An 18,777-nucleotide genomic window follows, 5' to 3' on the forward strand; every position below is an offset into this window, starting at 1 on the left:
ATCGGAAGAATAGAATTTGCTCGATTGCACGGTCCGCCGTCGCTGGCCGATACTTTCCCAAAAACCATAACAAATGTTGGGGAAGGAAGTACAAGTGTCAAAAATCAGGATCATCACCGACGGGCTCATGTTTCCCGAAGGCCCGATCGCCATGCCCGACGGCTCCGTCATCCTTGTCGAGATCGGACGCGGCACGCTGACCCGCGTCTTTCCGGATGGGAAGAAGGAGATCGTGGCCGAACCCGGTGATGGTCCGAACGGCGCCGCCATCGGGCCGGATGGGCACTGCTATGTCTGCAACAACGGCGGCTTCGCATTCGAGCGCGGCCCGCGTTCCGGCAACATGCGGTCGATCGGACAGTCTGCCGATTACAAAACCGGCAGGATCGAGCGGATCGACCTCAAAACCGGCAAGGTCGAACGACTTTACGACAGTTGCAACGGACGGCAATTGAAAGGCCCGAACGATATCGTTTTCGACCGCAATGGCGGATTCTGGTTCACCGATCTCGGCAAGGTTCGGGAGCGGGAGACGGACCGCGGCGCCGTCTATTACGCAAAATCCGACGGCAGCATGATCAAGGAAGTTATCCAGCCTTTCCTGACGCCGAACGGGATCGGTCTTAGCCCCGACGAGAAGACCCTGTATGTCGCGGAGACGGAAACGGGCCGGCTCTGGTCCTACCCGATCACCGGTGAGGGCGAAGTGTCCAAGGTCGACTTTCCGCCATCACTCAATGGCGGCTCCCTTGTCAGTGCCGAAGCCGGCTGGCGGCGCTTCGACTCACTCGCGCTTGAGGAGAACGGCAATATCTGTGTCGCCACCCTGATGACCGGCGGCATCACCGTCGCCAGCCCGAATGGAGGGATGGTCGAGTTTTTTGAAACGGGCGACCCATATACAACCAACGTCTGTTTTGGCGGACCCGATCTGAAAACCGCCTACATGACGCTCTCATGGGCCGGACAACTGGCTGCGGTGGATTGGCCGCGGGCCGGATTGCGTCTGAATTTTCTCAACAGATAGTGGCGCTTGGCGAGCCCTGAGGGGTTCGCCTTGACCCCTCCGCTCATGAGGTCTAAAGACAGCCTATGGAAACGAACCTGCAGGCTCTTACGGAACGAATGACCGCGTAGCTGGCCCACCGGCCCGCGCCGTCATCCATTGTCTATTCCTTTTGAGCCTGAGTTGTTTTCATGTCCGTTCCTCACTCCCGATCTGCCCCCATGACCTGGCGCCGCGAACTGGCAGCCACCTTCAGGCTTTCCTGGCCTCTGGTCCTGACCCAGCTCGCCACAATTGCCCTGACCACGGTCGACGTCATCATGATCGGCTGGCTGGGTCCGGACGAGCTGGCGGCGGCAACACTCGCCACATCGCTGATCTTCCCGCTGACCTTCTTCGGTATTGGATTGCTGGCCGCGACCGCGGCCATGTTCAGCCAAGAAATCGGCGCCATCCGGCTTCGTGGCGTGCGCCGCACCTTGCGGCAGGGTTTCTGGGTCGCAATCTCGCTTTGCCTCCCCTGCCTGGTCTTTCTCTGGAATGGCGAGGCCCTGATGTTGCTGATGGGGCAGGATCCATGGCTTGCAGCCTCTGCCGCCGGATATGTCCGCCTGGCAATGTGGGGACTGCTGCCGCTGATGTGCTTCACCGTGCTGCGCAACCTGGTCACCGCCCATTCCCGGCCACGCTCCTCATTGATCATTCTTCTTCTCGCCATCGGCGTGAATGCGGTGGCGGACTATGCGCTGATATTCGGGAATTTCGGCGCTCCGGCTCTCGGTCTGGAGGGCGCAGCGCTGGCCACCCTGCTCGTCCAGTGTTTCATGCTACTGGCGCAAACCTTGTTCGTCGTGACCGACCGGAAGTTCCGCCGCTATAATCTGTTTGGCAGGTTCTGGCGGCCTGACTGGGTCCGTTATCTGGAAATCATGAAGATCGGCATTCCGATCGGCCTGACCGTGCTTGCGGAAGCCGGCCTGTTCGCTGCAAGCGCCTTCATGGTCGGCCTCTTCGGGCCGGACCAGCTCGCCGCTCATGCCGTGGCCATCCAGTGCACCTCGGTCGCCTTCATGATCCCGCTTGGCGTCAGCCAAGCAGCCACCATTCGCGTCGGCCTTGCAATGGGCCGGGACCGCCTTACAGATGCGCTTCTGGCTGGCCGGGTATCGACCTTCGTCGGTATCGGTATCGCAGCTCTGACCGCGCTGACCTTCTGGCTCGCAACCGAACCTTTGGTTGGGCTCTATCTCAGGCAGGAAGATCCGGAGAACGCGATCCCGATTGCCCTGGCGGTCGAGTTCATCAGAATTGCGGCGGTCTTCCAGCTCGTCGATGCCGGGCAGGCCGTGGGCGCGGGTAATCTGCGCGGCCTGAAAGACACCACGATCCCGGCAATCCTGGCATTCCTCGGGTATTGGGTGCTCGGATTTTCGGCCGGCGCCTACCTCGCCTTCACTTACGGGCTGCAAGGCGCCGGGGTCTGGATGGGACTGGCGGTCGGCCTGACCGCCGCCTGCTTCGCCCTGATCCTGCGGTTCGAGCTGCTGATGCGTCGGGCCATCAGGCAGCGCCCCTCCACCGCCTGAATTCAGGCGGTGCGCCGGCCGCCTCGCAGATAATGGTTCGGAACGCCTTCGATCTGGGCAATGCGGAGTTCCTGCGCATAGTCGCCCCGCTCCGCCCGGATCAGCATTTCCTTCCAGAACGGTGGTCGGGTCTCAATCCGGAAGGCTTCGGCCAGCACGCGTCCAGTGGTGCTTTCCGGTGCCTCGACGTCAAGTGCGGCCAGCATCGTCGGCAGGACGTCGACCAGGCCGGTCGGCGTCTCCACGATGTGATCCTGCCGGAACAGGTCGCCACCGGCGGTCAGCAGATTGTTGATCTCATGCTGATGCAGCCCGCCATGCATCCCCCCGCCCGGCGGAATGTCTCCGTTATCGACATAGCAGAGCCCGGGATAGCCGAACGCATTCGCGCCATCCGAGGTGCGCAGAACCATATAGAGGTCCGGTGCACGTTCGTTCGAGACATTGATCGCACTCATCGGCAATGCACCCTGCAATTCAGCGCGGCTGAACACCAGTCCGCACCATTCCTGCTCGATAAGCCAGTGGAACACTTTCTCGGTCATTGCCGGATCGCGGTCCCTGATACTGATGCCTCCTGCGTAGCTGCGCTTCACCACAACGTCCACGTCGGACCCAATCACCTTGCCGACCCGGAAACCGGCTTTGGTGAGTTCCTCGGCAACGTTAATCTGCTCTGTTGCCGTGATCTGGCCATGGTCGGACGCGGCAATAATCTGCCAACCGTCTCCCCGACCTTTCGCCTCCCACCAGTCGAGAATGCGCCGGAACGCATCGTCGACCGCCTTGATTGCGGCCAGGGATTCCGGTGAGCCGATTTCCTTGTAGTGAAAGCTCAGGTCGGGCTCGTTGAACCAGATCACCTGGACGTCCGCGTCATGCTTTGGGATGAATTCCTCGAGCAGCACGGTCGCTGCATAATCCTGTACGGCAACATTCGGGAACTGCTGCTGGGGCACCGGACCGTGCCGTTCGATCACACCATCAAAGTCGGCGGCGGGGCTGGAGATATCGGCGCCCCAGATGGAAAAGACCGGCTGGCCATGCTCCGCCGCATTAAGATTGAGCAACCGGGCATTGCCGATCTTGCCCGTGGTCACGACCGCGTATTTGAGCCCGGCCTCATGCAGGATCTCGCCTACGTTGCGGGCCCCCTGCAGCCGGCCATAACGGCGTGCCGCCTCGGCCATCTTGACATCGTCGGACGTGTCCATCGGGCCATCGAAACCGAGCGCGGGGTCATAGAAAGTATTGCCCATGATACCGTGTCCCGGCCGTGGCCCGTCACCCACCGGGTGCTGCGCCGCAGGCCCAGGAAAAGCGCCCGTCACGAAGCTGGAGACCTGGACCCGTGTTTCCACCGGGAAGACCGAGGCGCTGTTCGGGAAGTCAGTCCAGGACTGGCGAAAACCATGAATATTCGGGGCGGTATCCGGCCGCACCATATCGCGACGCAGACCGTCGAAAAGGACAAACAAAAAACGCGGTCGCGCCATGGAAACCCCCAGATAAAATCAGCGAATTGACAATTGTATTGTCGGCCCGCAATCGGGCGCGGACAAGGCAGCGCTCCATGAAAGCTCTATGACAGTGTAAAATCACGATAGTTCGATAAATCTAGAATTATCGTTGACTGATCCGTTTTCCATGCCTACCTTCAGATCATGGACATAGAAACCGCCTCGAAATGCCTGTCTGAACTGGGCAACCCGCATCGCCTCGAAGCCTTTCGCCTGCTTATCAAGGCGGGGCCGGAGGGAGTCACGGTCGGCGATATTCAAAGGCATCTGAATATCCCGAAATCCACGCTCTCCCATCATATCTCGCATCTCGTCTGGGCCGGTCTGGCACGGCAGGAGCGAGAAGGCCGGGTGCTTCGCTGCACGGCGAATTTCGAGCTGGCCGATGCCCTGGTTGCCTATCTCTGCGCCGAGTGCTGCAGCGGCCTGGACGTTGTGCAGACAGACGAGACGCAGGACGCGTGAGTTTTTTTGATCAAATAGTTCGATGATTCCGGAAGGATCGGATAAAATTATGACCACAGCAGACCTGACGCGCACCCTCTCGCTTCGCTTCGGCCGGATCGACCGGGTCTGGATCGCAACCGCCCTTATCTTTGTCGCCCTCGCTCTCCTCGTCCCCCAGCAGGTCGGGGAAAGTGCGGTCTTCACACTAGATGCTCTTCTGCATGTCGGCCCCTTCATAATCCTTTCCGTCGTTGTTGCGGCATTCGCCCGGGCGAGCGGGCTTGACCATCAGATCGGACGCGCCTTCTCCGGGAATGCCACACAGGCCATCCTGCTGGCTGCCCTTTTCGGCTCTCTATCGCCCTTCTGCTCCTGCGGGGTCGTGCCGATCATCGCAGGCCTGCTGGTCGCCGGAGTCCCCCTGGCGCCTGTGATGGCCTTCTGGCTTGCATCACCGCTGATGGACCCGGAAATGTTCATTCTGATGACACCGGTGGTGGGCTTGGAGTTCACTTTCGCGAAACTTGCCGCCGCCTTCAGCATTGGTGCAATTGCCGGCTTTGGCACGCACCTGCTGGTCAAGGGTGGTGCTTTCAAAGACGCCTTGCGCCCCGATCTCGCAAAATCCTGCGGCTGCGGTAGCTCCAACGCTCTGAAGACAGACAAAATCGTCTGGGGTTTCTGGAAAGACCAGGAGCGCCGGGAGGCCTTCACCGGTGAAGCCAGGCGGTCCGGGTTTTTCCTGCTGAAATGGCTGACCCTTGCCTTCACCCTGGAAAGCCTGATGGTGGCCTATGTTCCGGCGGAACAGGTGGCAACCTATCTCGGCGGCGACGAATGGTGGACCATTCCGGCTGCGATCCTTGTCGGCGTGCCCAGCTATCTCAACGGCTACGCGGCCATTCCGCTGGTCGGCGGCCTGATGGATCTCGGCATGACTCCCGCAGCCGGTCTCGGTTTCATGATCGCCGGCGGCATCACCAGCATCCCGGCCTCGATGGCCGTGTTTGCCCTGGTGCGCGGCGGTGTCTTCACCTGGTATCTGGCACTTGGGCTGGTCGGCTCTTTGGCCGCGGCTTATGGGTTTTCCCTCTATCTTGCGGTTTTGGCATGATATCCTTGCGTTAGACTGGATATTGCTTCCGCATTTGGGATACCTACCTATCCTGAACAACACCGCCGCCCCGATGGGCGGCGGTTGCCACGGACGCCGGCAAGACGGCGGGGAGAACAGAATGGTAGACGCCAATCCGAAGCCGAAGGCAGTCGTCGACCCGGTCTGGAGCTCTATGCTCACCGATGCGGCTCAATGGGCGGAACAGGAATCCGCTCTGGCGAGCTGGATGCATGCCAGCGTTATGGACCAGCGCACCTTCGAGGACGCGCTGGCCTATCTGATTTCACAGAAACTCGGCGGCACGGAGATGAGCGATCTCTCCGTCTATCAGGTCGTGCACAACGCAATGCTCTCCGACGCCTCTATTGGTGAATCAGCCCGCGCGGATCTTTCCGCCACCTATGACCGCGATCCGGCCTGCACCAGCTATCTTGAGCCGTTCCTCTATTTCAAGGGCTTCCATGCCCTGCAGGCCTACCGGATCGGCCATTGGCTGTGGGGCCATGACCGGACCTTCCTCGCGAAGTATTTCCAGAGCCGTATCAACAGTGTTTTCGGTGTCGACATCCACCCGGCCGCGCGTATCGGCAAAGGCATCATGGTCGACCATGGCACCGGTGTGGTGATCGGCGAGACCGCCGTTGTCGAGGATGGCGTCTCCCTGCTGCATGGCGTGACGCTGGGCGGCACCGGCAAGGAAACAGGCGACCGGCATCCGAAGATTCGGCGCGGCACAATGATCGGCGCCGGGGCGACCGTGCTCGGCAATATCGAAGTCGGGGAATGCTCCCGCGTCGGCGCAGGCTCTGTCGTACTCAAGAGCGTCGACAAGAACACCACGGTCGCAGGCGTTCCAGCGAAGGTGGTCGGCAGTGCCGGCTGCGCGCAGCCGGCACTCTCGATGGATCAACAGTTCTTCGCCGAAGATTACGACTGAGGCAACGCTACGGGACGGTCAGGCACTCGTCGGCGGCCAGATCCCGCCAAGCGCCGCCGTCGCTTCCCGGGCAACCGAACAGACGATCTTGCCGAGCTTGTCGATCCGCTCATCCGTGATCCGCGCTGTCGGGCCGGAAATGGAGATGGCGGCAAGCGGCTCGCTATGGTGACCGAAGACGGCTGAGGCGACACAGCGCAGCCCTACCGAATGCTCCTCGTTATCGATGGCGTACTCGACCTCGCGGACCCTCGCCAACTCCTGCTCCATCCGCGGCAAGGCATCGATGGTGCGGCGGGTCTTGTGCTCCGATCCGACCCGCGTGAGCAGCTTGGACACGTCTTCCGTTTTCATCCGTGCCAGCAGGGTCTTGCCCACGGCGGAGCCTGCAATGGGAACCCGCGCTCCCGGCTTGGCAAATGCCCGCATCATCTCGCGGCATTCAACCTGGGCCAGATAGACCATTTCGTCATTGTCACGGACAGCCAGATTTACCGTCTCCCCGCTTTCTTCCATCAGGCGCCGCATATAGGGCCGGGTAATCGCCACCAGATCCCGCGTGCGCAGGAAGGCGTTACCGACGGCGAAGCATTGAACACCGATCTGCCAGGCGCCGCGCTCGGTGTCGAACCTGACATAGCGTTCCTGCTGCAAGGTCGTCAGCAGCCGGTGCACTGTCGACGGCGGCAATGTAACGGTATGAGCAATCTGGGTAAGGGTCATGCCGTCCTCGTCGGCAGCCAGCGCATTCAATACACTAATGGCGCGTGCTACAGACTGGATTTGGCCAGATCGCTCGGAATCTGATCGCTTCGGAATTGCGTTCATGAACTCGGTATCTTCCCTGTATCTTTTGTATACAATTTATTTTCCTGCACCGGTCCGTTGGATCGCCGATTTCCGGCATCTTAGATTTCCGTATCGTGGGATACAATTGCATTCTGAGAATGAATTGTTCCGATTTGCATTTGCCCCGCGCCCGGGGCTGCGTTAAGCCGGATCAGGACAGGCTTTGGACCTTACGTCAGACACATGCGCATTCTCGTAACCGGAGGGGCCGGCTTCGTCGGATCCAACCTCTCTCTTGCCTTCAAACGCGACAATCCAGGCGCCGAGGTGATTGCCGCCGATAATCTGAAACGCCGCGGCAGCGAGCTGAACCTGCTGCGGCTGCGCGAGGCAGGTGTCCGGTTCGAGCATGCCGATATCCGCGACCCGAGCGACATCGCAGCTCTTGGCCCCATGGACCTGCTGATCGAGTGCTCCGCAGAGCCCTCGGTCCAGGCCGGATACGGCGGAAACCCGGCCTATCTGATCGACACAAATCTTCGTGGCACACTGAACTGCCTGGAGGCCGCGAGGACACACGATGCGACCTTCGTGTTTCTCTCTACCAGCCGCGTCTACCCGATCGACCCATTGCGCGCGCTTCCACTCGAAACGAAATGCAACCGGCTCGCCCTGCCGACAGGTGCCGCAGGGCCCGGATGGTCAGAATATGGCATCGCCGAAGACTTCGACCTCACCGGTCACCGTTCCCTCTACGGCACGACAAAACTGAGCTCGGAACATTTCATTGAGGAATACCGGGCCGCTTTCGGATTGAAAGCCATCATCAACCGCTGCGGCGTTCTCGCGGGGCCATGGCAAATGGGCAAGGTAGACCAGGGCTTCATGAGCCTCTGGGCGGCCCGCCATCTCTATGGCGGCACTTTGTCCTATAACGGTTTCGGCGGTCACGGACACCAGGTCCGGGACGTGCTGCATGTGGACGATTTGTATGACCTGATCGCCCTTCAGCTCACAAAAGCAGAGGAGGCAACGACAGGCGTCTGGAATACCGGTGGCGGGGCGAACAATGCAACCTCGCTCAAAGAGCTGACGGACGCCTGCTCCACGCGATCCGGACGCTCCCTCGGGATCGCGTGCAATCCCGAAACAAACCCAGCGGACATACCCTGGTTCGTTACAGACTCCCGCAAGGTCTCACGCACGTTCGACTGGCGACCAAAGCGAACGCTGGACGATCTTCTCGACAATATCTTCGAATGGCTGGAGGTCCAGCGCGCGACGCTGGAACCTCTGCTGAGATAGAGGCCCGCAGATGGCGGATGAGCAAAAGCCGAGCCGGAGCGACGAACTCTCGAACATCCTCGCACCCGAGCACGTCACCGCGTTTGTCCGCGAGATCTCAGGTTACCTGTCGTCAGGAACAGCATCCGTCGCTCACATCATGCCGCTGGCGTGGCGCATCGGACATCTCGCAATGGAGCCCCATGCACTCTGGGAGCTGTTCAGAGAAAGTCACGACCAGCAGATCATTGTCATCCCCCCGGCAACGCGTGCCTACCACAGCGCGGGCGTCCGTGCCGTAATCGAGCCCTTTGTTACAATCGCCGAGACGACCAATAGACAAACCATGCTCATGGGCCACATGGATGCAGGAACTCTCAGTGTCGGCCCTCTAACCTGGTACCAGCGCGGTCCCGCCGGGCTGCTCGACGATTACATTAAACTCCTCAATAATGCCGGTCGGCAGCCGCGCCATTTCCCCATCCCGGAAAAAGTGTCATTCGCTGCGCAAGAATTCTGTGAACGGCGTGGAATAGGAGAGCGCGACCGGATCGTCGTCCTCAATGTCCGCGACCGTAATTTCCTGCCTGACCAGGACGCACATTTCTATCGCACCGCAGATATTACAACTTACGAGCCAGCGGTACGGTATCTGCTGGATCAGGGATATTGGGTCCTGCGCACCGGCCTGGCCGGTTCGGTCGAAGCACCATTCGCCCATCCCCGCTATCTCGATATCTGGAAGGAGCCGGACTATACGGACTTGCTGGATCCCGGCCTGATCGCGCGCGCGCGCTTTGGTGTCACCTGCTCATCAGGCCCGGAAGCGGTATTTCGCATCCTTGGCGTGCCACAACTCATGGCAAATGGTGTCTTGCAATCAGGCATGTGGATGAATCCTCAAGACAAGCTGGTTTTCAAGACCTATCATGCGATCAATGATGGCAAACCGGCGAGACTTCACTCTCTGCTGATGCAAGGCGTCGCTCTCTTTTCCGATGTAGAAAATGTTGCGAGGTGCGGGTTTACGGTGAAGGACAACACCGCCGAAGAAATCCTGGAGGCTGTGATCGAGATGGACGCCTCACTTTCCAATGAACACCGTCCCGACGAAACCACCAATCAGCGTTTTCTGAAAATTGGTGCCGATTACCAGGCCTTCCTCGGCAACACCGGGCATCCGGCTGATCGCAGATCGGTTGTTCGCCGCCAAACCCAATACGGCTACGCTCTTCCCTGGACACAACTTGCAGACAGTTATGTAAGTTCCCATCCGGAATTTCTCGAATAGATACTGTGACTAGGATCAGCGCTCCGGAATTCGGCAAATCATCCCCTAACGCTCAACTTAATCACTATCCCGGACTATCGCGGTCACTCGCAATAATCGCATGTTTGGATTATCTGTTTGCCTTTTGCGTTTGCCCCGCGCGCGGGGCTGCGTTAATCCGGATTGGGATCAGGTTTTGGAGAGTAAGTCAGACGCATGAGCATTTACATAACGGGTGCGGGTGGATTCACACGCTCCACTCCATTTTATTATGAGCGCTGAGCAATGTCAGATTCCGCCGGTCCATATCGCCTCAGCGAAGAAGAACTCAAGAACGTTTTTGCCCCCGAGCGCGTCACCCGGTTGATCCAAAGCCTCGCGCCCTATCTTGCACAGGAAGGGCAGACAGCTCTCCACATCCTGCCGCTCGCATGGCGCATCGGGCACTTTGCAATGGAGCCGCACGCTTTCTGGGAACTTTACGGGGAAGAGCACGCCAGATTGGTGCTCCTGATACCGCACCGCTCCATCGCCCAGCATAGCCTCGGCCTCAGATCAATCCTCGAGAAAATCTTCGAACTCGCGGAGACAACGGACGGCGACTTGCTACTAATGGGGCACATAGGGGCCAGCATTACACGGGCTGGCAAGCTTACATGGCATCAACGCGGAACCACTGGACTGATCGACGACTATATCAAAGTCTTGAAAACCCCCGGGCGGCGCCCGCGTCACTTCCCAGTGAGCCAAGACGTGACGGCCGCAACAAATGATTTCCTGACATCGCTTGGCATCTCGCCTTCCGACCGGATCGTCGTCCTTAATGTCCGCGATCTGAATTTTCTGCCCGACTTGAAAGTGCACGCCTTTCGCGCGGCAAATATCGAAACCTATAAGCCGGCCGTCGAGCAACTCTTGGAAAACGGATACCGGATCCTGCGCATCGGCGTCCGCGATTCAATCCCGTTGACGTTGGAGCACCCGCACTATCATGAGGCCTGCAGGATCCCCGGATATTCGACCCTGCTTGATCCGGGAATCATCGCCCGCGCCCATTTTGGCATTACCTGTTCGTCTGGCCCGGAAGCCGTCTTCCGGATACTCGGAGTGCCGCAGCTCCAGGTGAACGGCGTCCTGCAATGCGGCATGTGGATGAACGAGCGCGACAAGCTGCTCTTCAAGACATACCGGAAGACCGATAATGGTCGCGTGGCCAGCTACCGGGATTTGCTCGAAGCCCATGTAGCTGCTCGCCCCGCAACCGCCGAAGCCCTTGGCGAATGCGGGTTTTCCATTGAGGACAACACTGCTGAGGAAATACGCGCAGCGGTTGACGAAATGCACCGGACGCTCGACGGTGAGCATGTCGAAGATCAGACAGCTACGGCACGGTTTCTGGAAATCGGTGGCGACTATCACGCCTTGCTCGAAGCAGGTGGCGAACCAGTCGACCCATCATCAATCTCTGCCAAGCAGACCCAATACGGCTACGCTCTCCCATGGACGCGGCTTGCTGACAGTTACCTGGAAACCCATCCGGACTTTCTTGAATGAACAAACTTATACAGGTCGCCGCCCCGGTGATCTTTGTCGTGCTCTGGAGCTCGGCATTCATCGCCGCGAAATTCGGCCTGTCGCATGTCGAACCGCTCACCTTCATGGCGAGCCGGTTCGGCCTTGTCACGGCGATCTTCATCACCATTGCCCTGATCACCGGCGCCCGCTGGCCGAAGACCGTGCGCGGCGTCTTCGACATCGCAGTCGTCGGCTTCTTTCTGCACGCGATTTATCTCTCCAGCATCTTCATCGCTATTCACAGCGGCATGCCTGCCGCGCTCGTCGCACTCGTCACCGGGCTCCAGCCCGTCCTGACGGCCATTGCGGCTGGCCTCTTTCTCGGCGAGCCGCCGACACGCCAGCAATGGTTGGGGTGCTTTGTCGGTTTCGCCGGTATGGCACTGGTGCTGTCTGACCGGATGAGTGTCGACGGCGTCAGCATGACCGGCATCGGTCTCTCGATCCTGGCCCTTGCCTCGATCAGCATTGGGACGCTCTATCAGAAACGCTATGCGACCGACATGAACCTGATCACCGGTAGCGCCATCCAGTGCGCGACCGCTTTTATCGTGACCCTCACCGGTGCCGCGCTGTTCGAAAGCATGGTTCTGGTCCCGGCACCCGCCTTCATCGGCGCCTATCTCTGGCTCTCTCTCGTTGTGTCGCTCGGAGCCTATTCGCTGCTCATGACGCTGATCAAACATGGCCAGGCCACGAAGGTCGCAAGCCTGTTCTATCTCGTGCCGCCGACGGCAGCCGTCATGGCATATGTCGCATTCGGGGAGGAAATAACGCCTGTTGCCGGAATCGGCATTCTGGTGACAGCGATCGGTGTTGCGCTGGTCGTGTTTCCCCAATCCGGGCGGCGTTGAGTCGAAACGGCGCTGAAGCCTGCATTCAGGTTCAGGAAATCAGCCGACCCGCCTCTTCATCAGCATGTTTCTTCTGGCCTCTCTCGACCCGGCGCGCCAGCTCATTGTCCAACTCCTCGGTCGACCAGGAATGCATGGCCGCGACAATCTTCACGCGGGCGCGTTCGATACTCGCCTGACTGTCGAAACCGTCTTCCGGATGAAGTTCCCGATGCGGAATGATCGGCAGGAAATTCATGACATACGCAACGGCACGGTCACGGTTTTCAACACAGTCCGGCTTTTTGCAGTCCAGTGCATCGGCCTCTGTCCAGTACTCGATCAAGTCATTCCAGCCATCAAGCGCAAAGGCCACATCGCGGCGCAGCTTGATGAGGTAGGACACATTCGTGTCCTGCTGGGAGAAGACATTGGCAAAACTTCCGAGGAGGGAATCCAGCGTCACGATCCGCTCATCCACGTAGCGGATGGTCTGATCCACGACTTCGAGCAAAACGTCCGCTGCCGCAGCATATTCTTCCGGCTTCTGCTCCATATAGGCCGCTACGGATTTCCGGAACTCCATCAGGTTGACGTGTTCCAGAAACAGGTGGCCGTTGGTGCGGTCCGCCTGAGTGCCTTTCACGGTTCCGAACGGTGTGATCAGGCCGACCAGTGGTTCCAGCCATTCCCGCACGTTGTCGATGCTCACACCGCTGCGCTGGGAGGCGAACAGGAAAACCCGGTCGATCAGCATCTCAAGGTCGAAATGCGTCTTCGACTCTTCGGCGGTCATCAGATCGACCAGCGTTTTGGTATTAGCGCCTGCCATGACCGGGTCACCCCGTTCGATACCGCATTCCTTCATCAATTGGGCGATACAGGACATCCGGACAACTTCCTTGTCCTCGCTATCCTGCTGGGCCTGCTCGCGCGCCCTGGCTCTCTCTTCCGGATCGTCTGAATAGGCGGCATTCACCTTGTGAAGAAGCTCGCGCACCTGCAACGGGTCGATGCCATTCTTGCCGACAATTCCCGGAATACCTTCGTGCAGCTCCCTGTCCCGGTCTGACATCTGAACGAAATCAGGCAGGTCCTTCCAAGGCACCACCATCAACTCGCCACGCCGGCCACCGCCGAAACTCGGGATCACCGCTTCGAGGATTCTGTCATTTCCGTGCTGATAAAGACGGGCGCGTGTATGGCGCAGGGAATCCCCCGACGTGAACGGGACACAGGTTCCGCGCCGTTCGAAGGTTTGCGCGACACTGATATTATTCGCCATATGGCGGAATCCTAAAGCTTGCAGGTTGACTAATTAGCGCAAAAATCGGTGCTTTTTGCAAGATTTTCAAACTATGAAGCGGTTTGATGAAGCTCAGGTTTTCTTATAAAAAGCGGCAAAAATTATATGACTTAGAACCAGGCTTCGCCCGCGTTGGGATCTGCGCTCGCCAGCAGCCTCCACGCCAGAGACGAGCGTCGCTGTTGCCGATGCTCCGCACTTGCCCCCAGGTTTGTGAAACCTGTGAGATGGCTGGCGGCGAGCAGGTGATAGACGTTTTTGGCTGGAACCTGGCACCACTCCAGACCACCACCACGCCTAATGGCCAGCACGGCGGCAGGTGAAAACATGGCTTTGGATGAAATGGTGCCCCCGGGGAGACTCGAACTCCCACTCCGTTGCCGGAAACAGATTTTGAATCTGCCGCGTCTACCGATTCCGCCACAGGGGCCCCGCTTGGCGAGGAGCGCGCATAATAGCCAAAAGCAGGGGCCGGTCAATCCGCAACCGGCAGCTTGCACGGCAACCGCAACGACTGCTAAATCGTTCGTCGCGCCGGAAGGAACCCGGCCCGATTTCCGGGACATCTGACAGCATGCTGCAAGCGACCTACGAGCGATTGATGCGGGCCGCCTCGCACAAGCGGGCAAATTACTGGCTGGCGCTGATTTCCTTCATCGAAAGCTCGGTCTTCCCGATCCCACCGGACACCATGCTGATCCCGATGGTGCTGGCCGATCGGCGCAATGCCTGGCGCGCGGCGGGCATCTGCACCGTTGCGTCCGTCCTCGGCGGTATGCTGGGCTATGCTATCGGTGCCCTGCTCTATGAGGCTATCGGCCTGCCGCTGCTCGAATTCTACGGCTATGCGGAGAAGTTCGCTTCCTTCACCGATCAGTATAACGAATGGGGTGCCTGGATCGTGTTCGGTGCCGGGATCACGCCGTTTCCCTACAAGGTGATCACCATTGCCAGCGGCGTGGCCCATCTCGACCTTGCGGTCTTCGTCATCGCCTCGGTTCTGGCTCGGGGCCTCCGGTTCTATCTCGTCGCCGCGCTGTGCTGGAAATTCGGGCCGGCCGTGCAGAAGACCATCGAGAAAAATCTCGGGCTCTGGACCACCGCCGCATTCCTGCTGCTGGTTGGCGGCTTCGCGCTGATCAAATTCCTGGCCTGATACGCTTCCGGCTTCGCACCGGGGTCAGGCTGCGGCGGCAGCCTCTTCGGTGCCGGTGATCCAGCCGCCGCCAAGCACCCGTGTCGAGTCGCCGGGCGTGTAGAAGACAGCGGCCTGTCCGCGAGCAATGCCATGCTGCGGCGTATCGAGCTGGATGCGGCCGCGCCCTTCGCTGTCCGTATAGATCCGCGCCGTTGCCGGGCGGGTGGCGGAGCGCAGTTTCACCTCGACCGATATGCCGGCCTCTCCCGGCAGCGCATCACCGAGCCAGTTCAACTGATCCACATAGACAGTCTCGCGACCCAGCGCCTCACGCGGCCCAACGACCACCTTGCATGCCGCCGGATCGAGCCGGACGACATAGAGAGGGTCGGTATCGGGATTGCCGTCTTCATCGCGGCGACGGCCACCGATGCCGAGGCCTTTTCTCTGACCGATGGTGTAGTGGATAATGCCTTCATGGCGACCGAGCACGGTACCGTCGAGATGCACGATCTCTCCGGGCTCCGCCGCACCCGGGCGCAGCTTCTCCACCAGTTCGGCATAACGCCCGTTCGGCACGAAGCAGATATCCTGGCTATCCGGCTTGTCCGCGATGGTGAGCCCGAAACGCCGGGCATGCGCGCGTGTTTCCTCTTTTTCCATGCCGCCGAGCGGGAAGCGCAGGAAGTCGAGCTGCTCACGCGTGGTGGCGAACAGAAAATAACTCTGATCCTTCTGAGGATCGATGGCGCGGTGCAGTTCCGCTCCGTTCGCTCCCTCAAGCCGGCGCACATAGTGACCGGTGCAAAGCACGTCGGCCCGCAGCTCCCTGGCGGTCGCAAGCAGATCGCGGAACTTGACGGTCTGATTGCAGCGCACGCAGGGGATCGGGGTTTCGCCACGCAAATAGCTGTCGGCGAAATCGTCGATCACTTCCTGACGGAACCGGCTCTCGTAATCGAGCACATAATGCGGGAAGCCCAACGTATCGGCGACAGTGCGCGCATCATGGATATCAAGCCCAGCACAGCAGGCGCCCTTCTTGGCCAGAGCCGCTCCGTGGTCATAGAGCTGCAGCGTGATGCCGACGACATCGTAGCCCTGCTCCGCCATAAGGGCCGCGGTCACGGAACTGTCGACACCGCCGGACATAGCGACGACGACCCGCGTGTCCTTTGGGGCCTTGGCGATACCGAGCGAGTTGAGCGTGTGTGCTGTCATAATGGGCGCAATATAGGAAAAGCGGCGGCGGAAACAAGCAAACTCAGCGCATGGCTGTATCCGCGCTCAGACGGCATTCAGGCCCATCTGCCAGAAATCCCGCTCCAGCACGGTCGCCGCCTCGAATGTTTTGGCAAGGTCGGCGAACCGGTCTTCACCGCCGCGCCGGGCCGCGAGAGCGTCGAGATGGGCGGCCGCACCGCGTGCCACATCCTGATATTCCTCGCCCGCATACATCTCGATCCAGGCGAGATAAGGATTGCCGTCTCGCTTCGTCGCCGGGTCCGCCGCAAGATGGGCACCGATCACGCCATAGCCAACGACGCATGGCGCCAGCGCCACATGCAGGTCGAGCATGTCACCCGCCATGCCGCGCTCCAGCACATAGCGTGTATAGGCCATACAGGCCGGGTCTTCCGGCAGCGCGGCCATCTCCGCTTCGGTCAGTCCCCACCCGGCGCAATATTTGACATGCAGGTCCATCTCCACATCGAGAATGCCGGAGATGACGGCGGAGGCTGCGCGCATGTCCTCAAGCCGGTCCGCCTTGTAGACCGCAAGGCCGTAGGCCCGGGCAAAATGGATCAGGAACAGGTAATCCTGTCCCAGATAATGCTTGAACGCCGCTTCCGGCAATGTGCCGTCCGCCATGCCCGTGACGAAAGGATGTGCGGTATAGGCCTGCCACGCATCCGGCGCAGCGGCGATCAGCCGGCCAAGGAAGCCGCCCTCAGGAACAAGGATCTCGCTCACGCCGTGCCGTCCGGCGGCAGGGTCACGACCAGGCCGTCAAGTTCTTCCGTGATCCGGATCTGACAGCCGAGGCGGGACGTATCGACGATATTGAAGGCCAGATCGAGCATGTCTTCCTCGTCATCGCTCGGCGCCGGCACCTTCTCATACCATTCCGGAGCGACGTGGACATGGCAGGTCGCACAGGCGAGACATCCCTCGCAGGCGCCTTCGATATCGACATCGTTTTCGCGCGCAATCTGCAGCAGCGTGTATCCGAGCGGTGCATCGACTTCCTGACGGGTACCGTCACGGCCGATGAATGTCATACGGGGCAAATCACTCTCCGTTCGATATCCGCTTATCCGGCGGATTATTGTTGGTCGGCTGACGAACGGTTGTACAAATCGCACCACGCCGCGACAAGCCTGTCGATATCTTCTTCTGTGGTTTCCCACCCTACCGAAACACGAATTGCGGTCTCCGCATCCGGGGAGCCCGGGTCCATGGCGTCCAGCACATGGCTGCGCCGGACTTTACCGGACGAGCAGGCAGAGCCCGAGCTGACGGCGATCCCGGCAAGGTCCAGCGCAATCACCTGCGTCTCCCCCCTGGCACCGCTGATCGACACGCAACTGGTATTCGGCAGGCGCGCGGCTCCCGACGAAAAGATCCGGGCGCCGTTCCCGGCCTTCCGAACAGCCGCTTCGAACCGGTCGCGCAGAGCCGAGACACGCGACCAATCCTCTAACGCAGCGAGAGAAGCTTCAGCCGCGGCACCGAAACCGACAATACCAATCTTGTTCTCCGTGCCCGAGCGACGCCCCTTCTCCTGCCCGCCACCTGACTGAACAGCCTTGAGATCCAGTCCCTCGCGCACGACAAGAGCGCCAACACCCGCGGGCCCGCCGATTTTGTGGGCAGAGAGGGACATCAGATCGACGCCGGCGGCTTTCATGTCGATGGGAAGCTTGCCCGCGCCCTGCACCGCGTCGCTGTGAACCAGAGCCCCGCTTGCATGTGCTATTTCGACGATCTGCTCGATTGGTTGCAACACGCCGGTTTCATTGTTCGCCCATTGCACAGAGACGAGGCAATCCTTTCCGCTGGCCTCTCCGCCATCCGACAGCGCGGCCCGCAGAGCATCAAGGTCCAGAACGCCGTCGGCATCGACCGGCAGGCGGGCAGCATCCGGCATGGCCGCGAGGACCGCTTCATGTTCGATCGCGCTGGTGATAATCCGGGTGCGTCCGCAGCCTTTGAGGGCCAGAGCTGAGGCTTCCGTGCCGCCGCTGGTGAACACGACCGATTGCGGAGCAGCACCGATCAAGCCCGCCACCTGACGGCGGGCCGTTTCGATCAGCGCACGAGCCTCCCGGCCCGCTCCGTGAACGGAGGATGGATTGCCAACGGCATCCATCGCGCCGATCATCGCGCTGCGGGCTTCATCTCTTAGCGGCGCTGTCGCATTGTAGTCCGCATAGACTCTATCTGACATTGTTGCCCCAAATCCCGGCCAATCGCTCAGCCGGGATAAGCAGGCGGGACAAAACCGTCAAGGAGGGAGCGCGTCAGTGCGGCACGCGCCCCGTCATCAGATCCGCAACGGTCACCTTGTCCAGATAGCCGAGAACCTGACGCCCGACTTCTTCCCAAAGAGGCTTCGTGGGATCGTCCGAACACCCTCTCGTCGCGAACATGCCATCATCGTCCTGGTTACCCCGCACCGGATGCTCAATCGCCGTCATAACCTCGGAGATCTTGATCTGCGCCGGCTCTATCGCGAGGAGGTAGCCGCCACCCGGCCCCCGTACACTCTTTACGAACCGGGCCTTGCGAAGCTGCGCGAACATTTGTTCAAGATATGAAACTGAGATTTTTTGTCTCGAGGCTATCTCGGCGAGAGAGACTGGCCGACCATCATCATGTCGGGCCAGGTCGCAGACAGCCATGACTGCGTAGCGCCCTTTAGTACTGAACTTCACGTTATTCGACCCCCGTGCCGATATGGTCACA

At 60.1% G+C, this 18,777-nt stretch carries 18 protein-coding genes and 1 tRNA gene; 10 read left to right on the forward strand and 9 right to left on the reverse strand.

Translation table 11 applies throughout. The annotated features are described in order from the left end of the window. The first annotated feature begins 94 nt into the window (after positions 1 to 94). Both VOI22_RS09230 and VOI22_RS09235 read left to right on the forward strand, forming a co-directional pair. Complete coding sequence (locus VOI22_RS09230; RefSeq protein WP_323796214.1) at positions 95 to 1,027, forward strand: SMP-30/gluconolactonase/LRE family protein; 933 nt, start codon at positions 95 to 97, stop codon at positions 1,025 to 1,027. 200 nt (positions 1,028 to 1,227) lie between these two features. Further along, complete coding sequence (locus VOI22_RS09235) at positions 1,228 to 2,592, forward strand: MATE family efflux transporter (RefSeq protein ID WP_323796215.1); 1,365 nt, start codon at positions 1,228 to 1,230, stop codon at positions 2,590 to 2,592. A gap of 2 nt (positions 2,593 to 2,594) precedes the next feature. On the opposite strand, the gene VOI22_RS09240 is transcribed toward VOI22_RS09235, so the two are convergent. Next, on the reverse strand, positions 2,595 to 4,088 hold the full coding sequence (locus VOI22_RS09240; protein ID WP_323796216.1) for an alkaline phosphatase family protein: 1,494 nt from the start codon (positions 4,086 to 4,088) through the stop codon (positions 2,595 to 2,597). Between the two features lie 168 nt (positions 4,089 to 4,256). Here VOI22_RS09240 and VOI22_RS09245 point away from each other — a divergent pair, with 168 nt between their 5' ends. The 3 genes from VOI22_RS09245 to cysE all read left to right on the forward strand — a co-directional run bounded on the left by VOI22_RS09245 (position 4,257) and on the right by cysE (position 6,613). Further along, on the forward strand, positions 4,257 to 4,577 hold the full coding sequence (locus VOI22_RS09245) for an ArsR/SmtB family transcription factor (protein WP_036552997.1): 321 nt from the start codon (positions 4,257 to 4,259) through the stop codon (positions 4,575 to 4,577). 49 nt (positions 4,578 to 4,626) lie between these two features. Then, the gene (locus VOI22_RS09250) at positions 4,627 to 5,673 is read left to right on the forward strand and encodes a permease (protein WP_323796217.1); all 1,047 of its coding nucleotides are present in this window, start codon (positions 4,627 to 4,629) and stop codon (positions 5,671 to 5,673) included. A gap of 121 nt (positions 5,674 to 5,794) precedes the next feature. Continuing rightward, a complete protein-coding gene (gene cysE / locus VOI22_RS09255) occupies positions 5,795 to 6,613 on the forward strand; it encodes a serine O-acetyltransferase (RefSeq protein ID WP_323796218.1) in 819 nt (272 codons plus the stop codon). 18 nt (positions 6,614 to 6,631) lie between these two features. Here cysE and VOI22_RS09260 read toward each other — a convergent pair whose 3' ends face one another. Continuing rightward, on the reverse strand, positions 6,632 to 7,441 hold the full coding sequence (locus VOI22_RS09260) for an IclR family transcriptional regulator (protein ID WP_323796219.1): 810 nt from the start codon (positions 7,439 to 7,441) through the stop codon (positions 6,632 to 6,634). 204 nt (positions 7,442 to 7,645) lie between these two features. Between VOI22_RS09260 and VOI22_RS09265 the strand changes: the two genes are divergently transcribed. The 4 genes from VOI22_RS09265 (at position 7,646) to VOI22_RS09280 (ending at position 12,385) form a co-directional block, all read left to right on the forward strand. Beyond that, positions 7,646 to 8,707 (forward strand): NAD-dependent epimerase/dehydratase family protein, encoded by a 1,062-nt coding sequence (locus tag VOI22_RS09265; protein ID WP_323796220.1) that lies wholly within the window; start codon positions 7,646 to 7,648, stop codon positions 8,705 to 8,707. Positions 8,708 to 8,717: 10 nt separating this feature from the next. Beyond that, positions 8,718 to 9,977: a TIGR04372 family glycosyltransferase gene (locus VOI22_RS09270; RefSeq protein ID WP_323796221.1), complete on the forward strand. Its 1,260-nt coding sequence runs from the start codon at positions 8,718 to 8,720 to the stop codon at positions 9,975 to 9,977. Positions 9,978 to 10,241: 264 nt separating this feature from the next. Further along, positions 10,242 to 11,510, forward strand: coding sequence for a TIGR04372 family glycosyltransferase (locus VOI22_RS09275; RefSeq protein ID WP_323796222.1), 1,269 nt, complete (start codon positions 10,242 to 10,244; stop codon positions 11,508 to 11,510). Then, entirely contained in the window at positions 11,507 to 12,385 is an 879-nt protein-coding gene (locus tag VOI22_RS09280) for a DMT family transporter (RefSeq protein ID WP_323796223.1), read from the forward strand. Before VOI22_RS09275 ends, VOI22_RS09280 begins: the two co-directional genes overlap by 4 nt. 31 nt (positions 12,386 to 12,416) lie before the next feature. On the opposite strand, the gene VOI22_RS09285 is transcribed toward VOI22_RS09280, so the two are convergent. Together VOI22_RS09285 and VOI22_RS09290 are read right to left on the reverse strand one after the other, a co-directional pair. Continuing rightward, positions 12,417 to 13,649 carry a hypothetical protein gene (locus tag VOI22_RS09285; RefSeq protein WP_323796224.1) on the reverse strand — a complete coding sequence of 411 codons (1,233 nt, stop codon included), beginning with the start codon at positions 13,647 to 13,649 and terminating at the stop codon, positions 12,417 to 12,419. Between the two features lie 364 nt (positions 13,650 to 14,013). Continuing rightward, positions 14,014 to 14,100, reverse strand: a tRNA-Leu gene (locus tag VOI22_RS09290). 144 nt (positions 14,101 to 14,244) lie between these two features. Here VOI22_RS09290 and VOI22_RS09295 point away from each other — a divergent pair. Beyond that, positions 14,245 to 14,826, forward strand: coding sequence for a YqaA family protein (locus VOI22_RS09295; RefSeq protein WP_323796225.1), 582 nt, complete (start codon positions 14,245 to 14,247; stop codon positions 14,824 to 14,826). Positions 14,827 to 14,850: 24 nt separating this feature from the next. Here VOI22_RS09295 and mnmA read toward each other — a convergent pair whose 3' ends face one another. From mnmA to VOI22_RS09320, 5 genes are all read right to left on the reverse strand, one after another. After that, entirely contained in the window at positions 14,851 to 16,029 is a 1,179-nt protein-coding gene (mnmA, locus tag VOI22_RS09300) for a tRNA 2-thiouridine(34) synthase MnmA (RefSeq protein ID WP_323796226.1), read from the reverse strand. 66 nt (positions 16,030 to 16,095) lie between these two features. After that, positions 16,096 to 16,782: a thiaminase II gene (tenA, locus tag VOI22_RS09305; RefSeq protein WP_416366133.1), complete on the reverse strand. Its 687-nt coding sequence runs from the start codon at positions 16,780 to 16,782 to the stop codon at positions 16,096 to 16,098. Beyond that, entirely contained in the window at positions 16,779 to 17,099 is a 321-nt protein-coding gene (locus tag VOI22_RS09310; protein WP_028464378.1) for a 2Fe-2S iron-sulfur cluster-binding protein, read from the reverse strand. The genes tenA and VOI22_RS09310 overlap by 4 nt, the downstream gene beginning before the upstream one ends. A 35-nt stretch (positions 17,100 to 17,134) precedes the next feature. Further along, complete coding sequence (locus VOI22_RS09315) at positions 17,135 to 18,259, reverse strand: cysteine desulfurase family protein (RefSeq protein ID WP_323796227.1); 1,125 nt, start codon at positions 18,257 to 18,259, stop codon at positions 17,135 to 17,137. Between the two features lie 73 nt (positions 18,260 to 18,332). Next, on the reverse strand, positions 18,333 to 18,776 hold the full coding sequence (locus VOI22_RS09320) for an Rrf2 family transcriptional regulator (RefSeq protein ID WP_323796228.1): 444 nt from the start codon (positions 18,774 to 18,776) through the stop codon (positions 18,333 to 18,335). Position 18,777: the final 1 nt, after the last annotated feature.

This window comes from Nisaea sp., assembly GCF_034670185.1.
Classification (GTDB): domain Bacteria; phylum Pseudomonadota; class Alphaproteobacteria; order Thalassobaculales; family Thalassobaculaceae; genus Nisaea.

Bases quoted from the DNA above. Each gene is read 5' to 3' on its own strand.
- VOI22_RS09235 (WP_323796215.1), top strand. From the start codon at position 1,228: ATGACCTGGCGCCGCGAACTGGCAGCCACCTTCAGGCTTTCCTGGCCT.
- VOI22_RS09240 (WP_323796216.1), bottom strand. From the start codon at position 4,088: ATGGCGCGACCGCGTTTTTTGTTTGTCCTTTTCGACGGTCTGCGTCGC.
- VOI22_RS09245 (WP_036552997.1), top strand. From the start codon at position 4,257: ATGGACATAGAAACCGCCTCGAAATGCCTGTCTGAACTGGGCAACCCG.
- VOI22_RS09250 (WP_323796217.1), top strand. From the start codon at position 4,627: ATGACCACAGCAGACCTGACGCGCACCCTCTCGCTTCGCTTCGGCCGG.
- cysE (WP_323796218.1), top strand. From the start codon at position 5,795: ATGGTAGACGCCAATCCGAAGCCGAAGGCAGTCGTCGACCCGGTCTGG.
- VOI22_RS09260 (WP_323796219.1), bottom strand. From the start codon at position 7,441: ATGAACGCAATTCCGAAGCGATCAGATTCCGAGCGATCTGGCCAAATC.
- VOI22_RS09265 (WP_323796220.1), top strand. From the start codon at position 7,646: ATGCGCATTCTCGTAACCGGAGGGGCCGGCTTCGTCGGATCCAACCTC.
- VOI22_RS09270 (WP_323796221.1), top strand. From the start codon at position 8,718: ATGGCGGATGAGCAAAAGCCGAGCCGGAGCGACGAACTCTCGAACATC.
- VOI22_RS09275 (WP_323796222.1), top strand. From the start codon at position 10,242: ATGTCAGATTCCGCCGGTCCATATCGCCTCAGCGAAGAAGAACTCAAG.
- VOI22_RS09280 (WP_323796223.1), top strand. From the start codon at position 11,507: ATGAACAAACTTATACAGGTCGCCGCCCCGGTGATCTTTGTCGTGCTC.
- VOI22_RS09285 (WP_323796224.1), bottom strand. From the start codon at position 13,649: ATGGCGAATAATATCAGTGTCGCGCAAACCTTCGAACGGCGCGGAACC.
- VOI22_RS09295 (WP_323796225.1), top strand. From the start codon at position 14,245: ATGCTGCAAGCGACCTACGAGCGATTGATGCGGGCCGCCTCGCACAAG.
- mnmA (WP_323796226.1), bottom strand. From the start codon at position 16,029: ATGACAGCACACACGCTCAACTCGCTCGGTATCGCCAAGGCCCCAAAG.
- VOI22_RS09315 (WP_323796227.1), bottom strand. From the start codon at position 18,259: ATGTCAGATAGAGTCTATGCGGACTACAATGCGACAGCGCCGCTAAGA.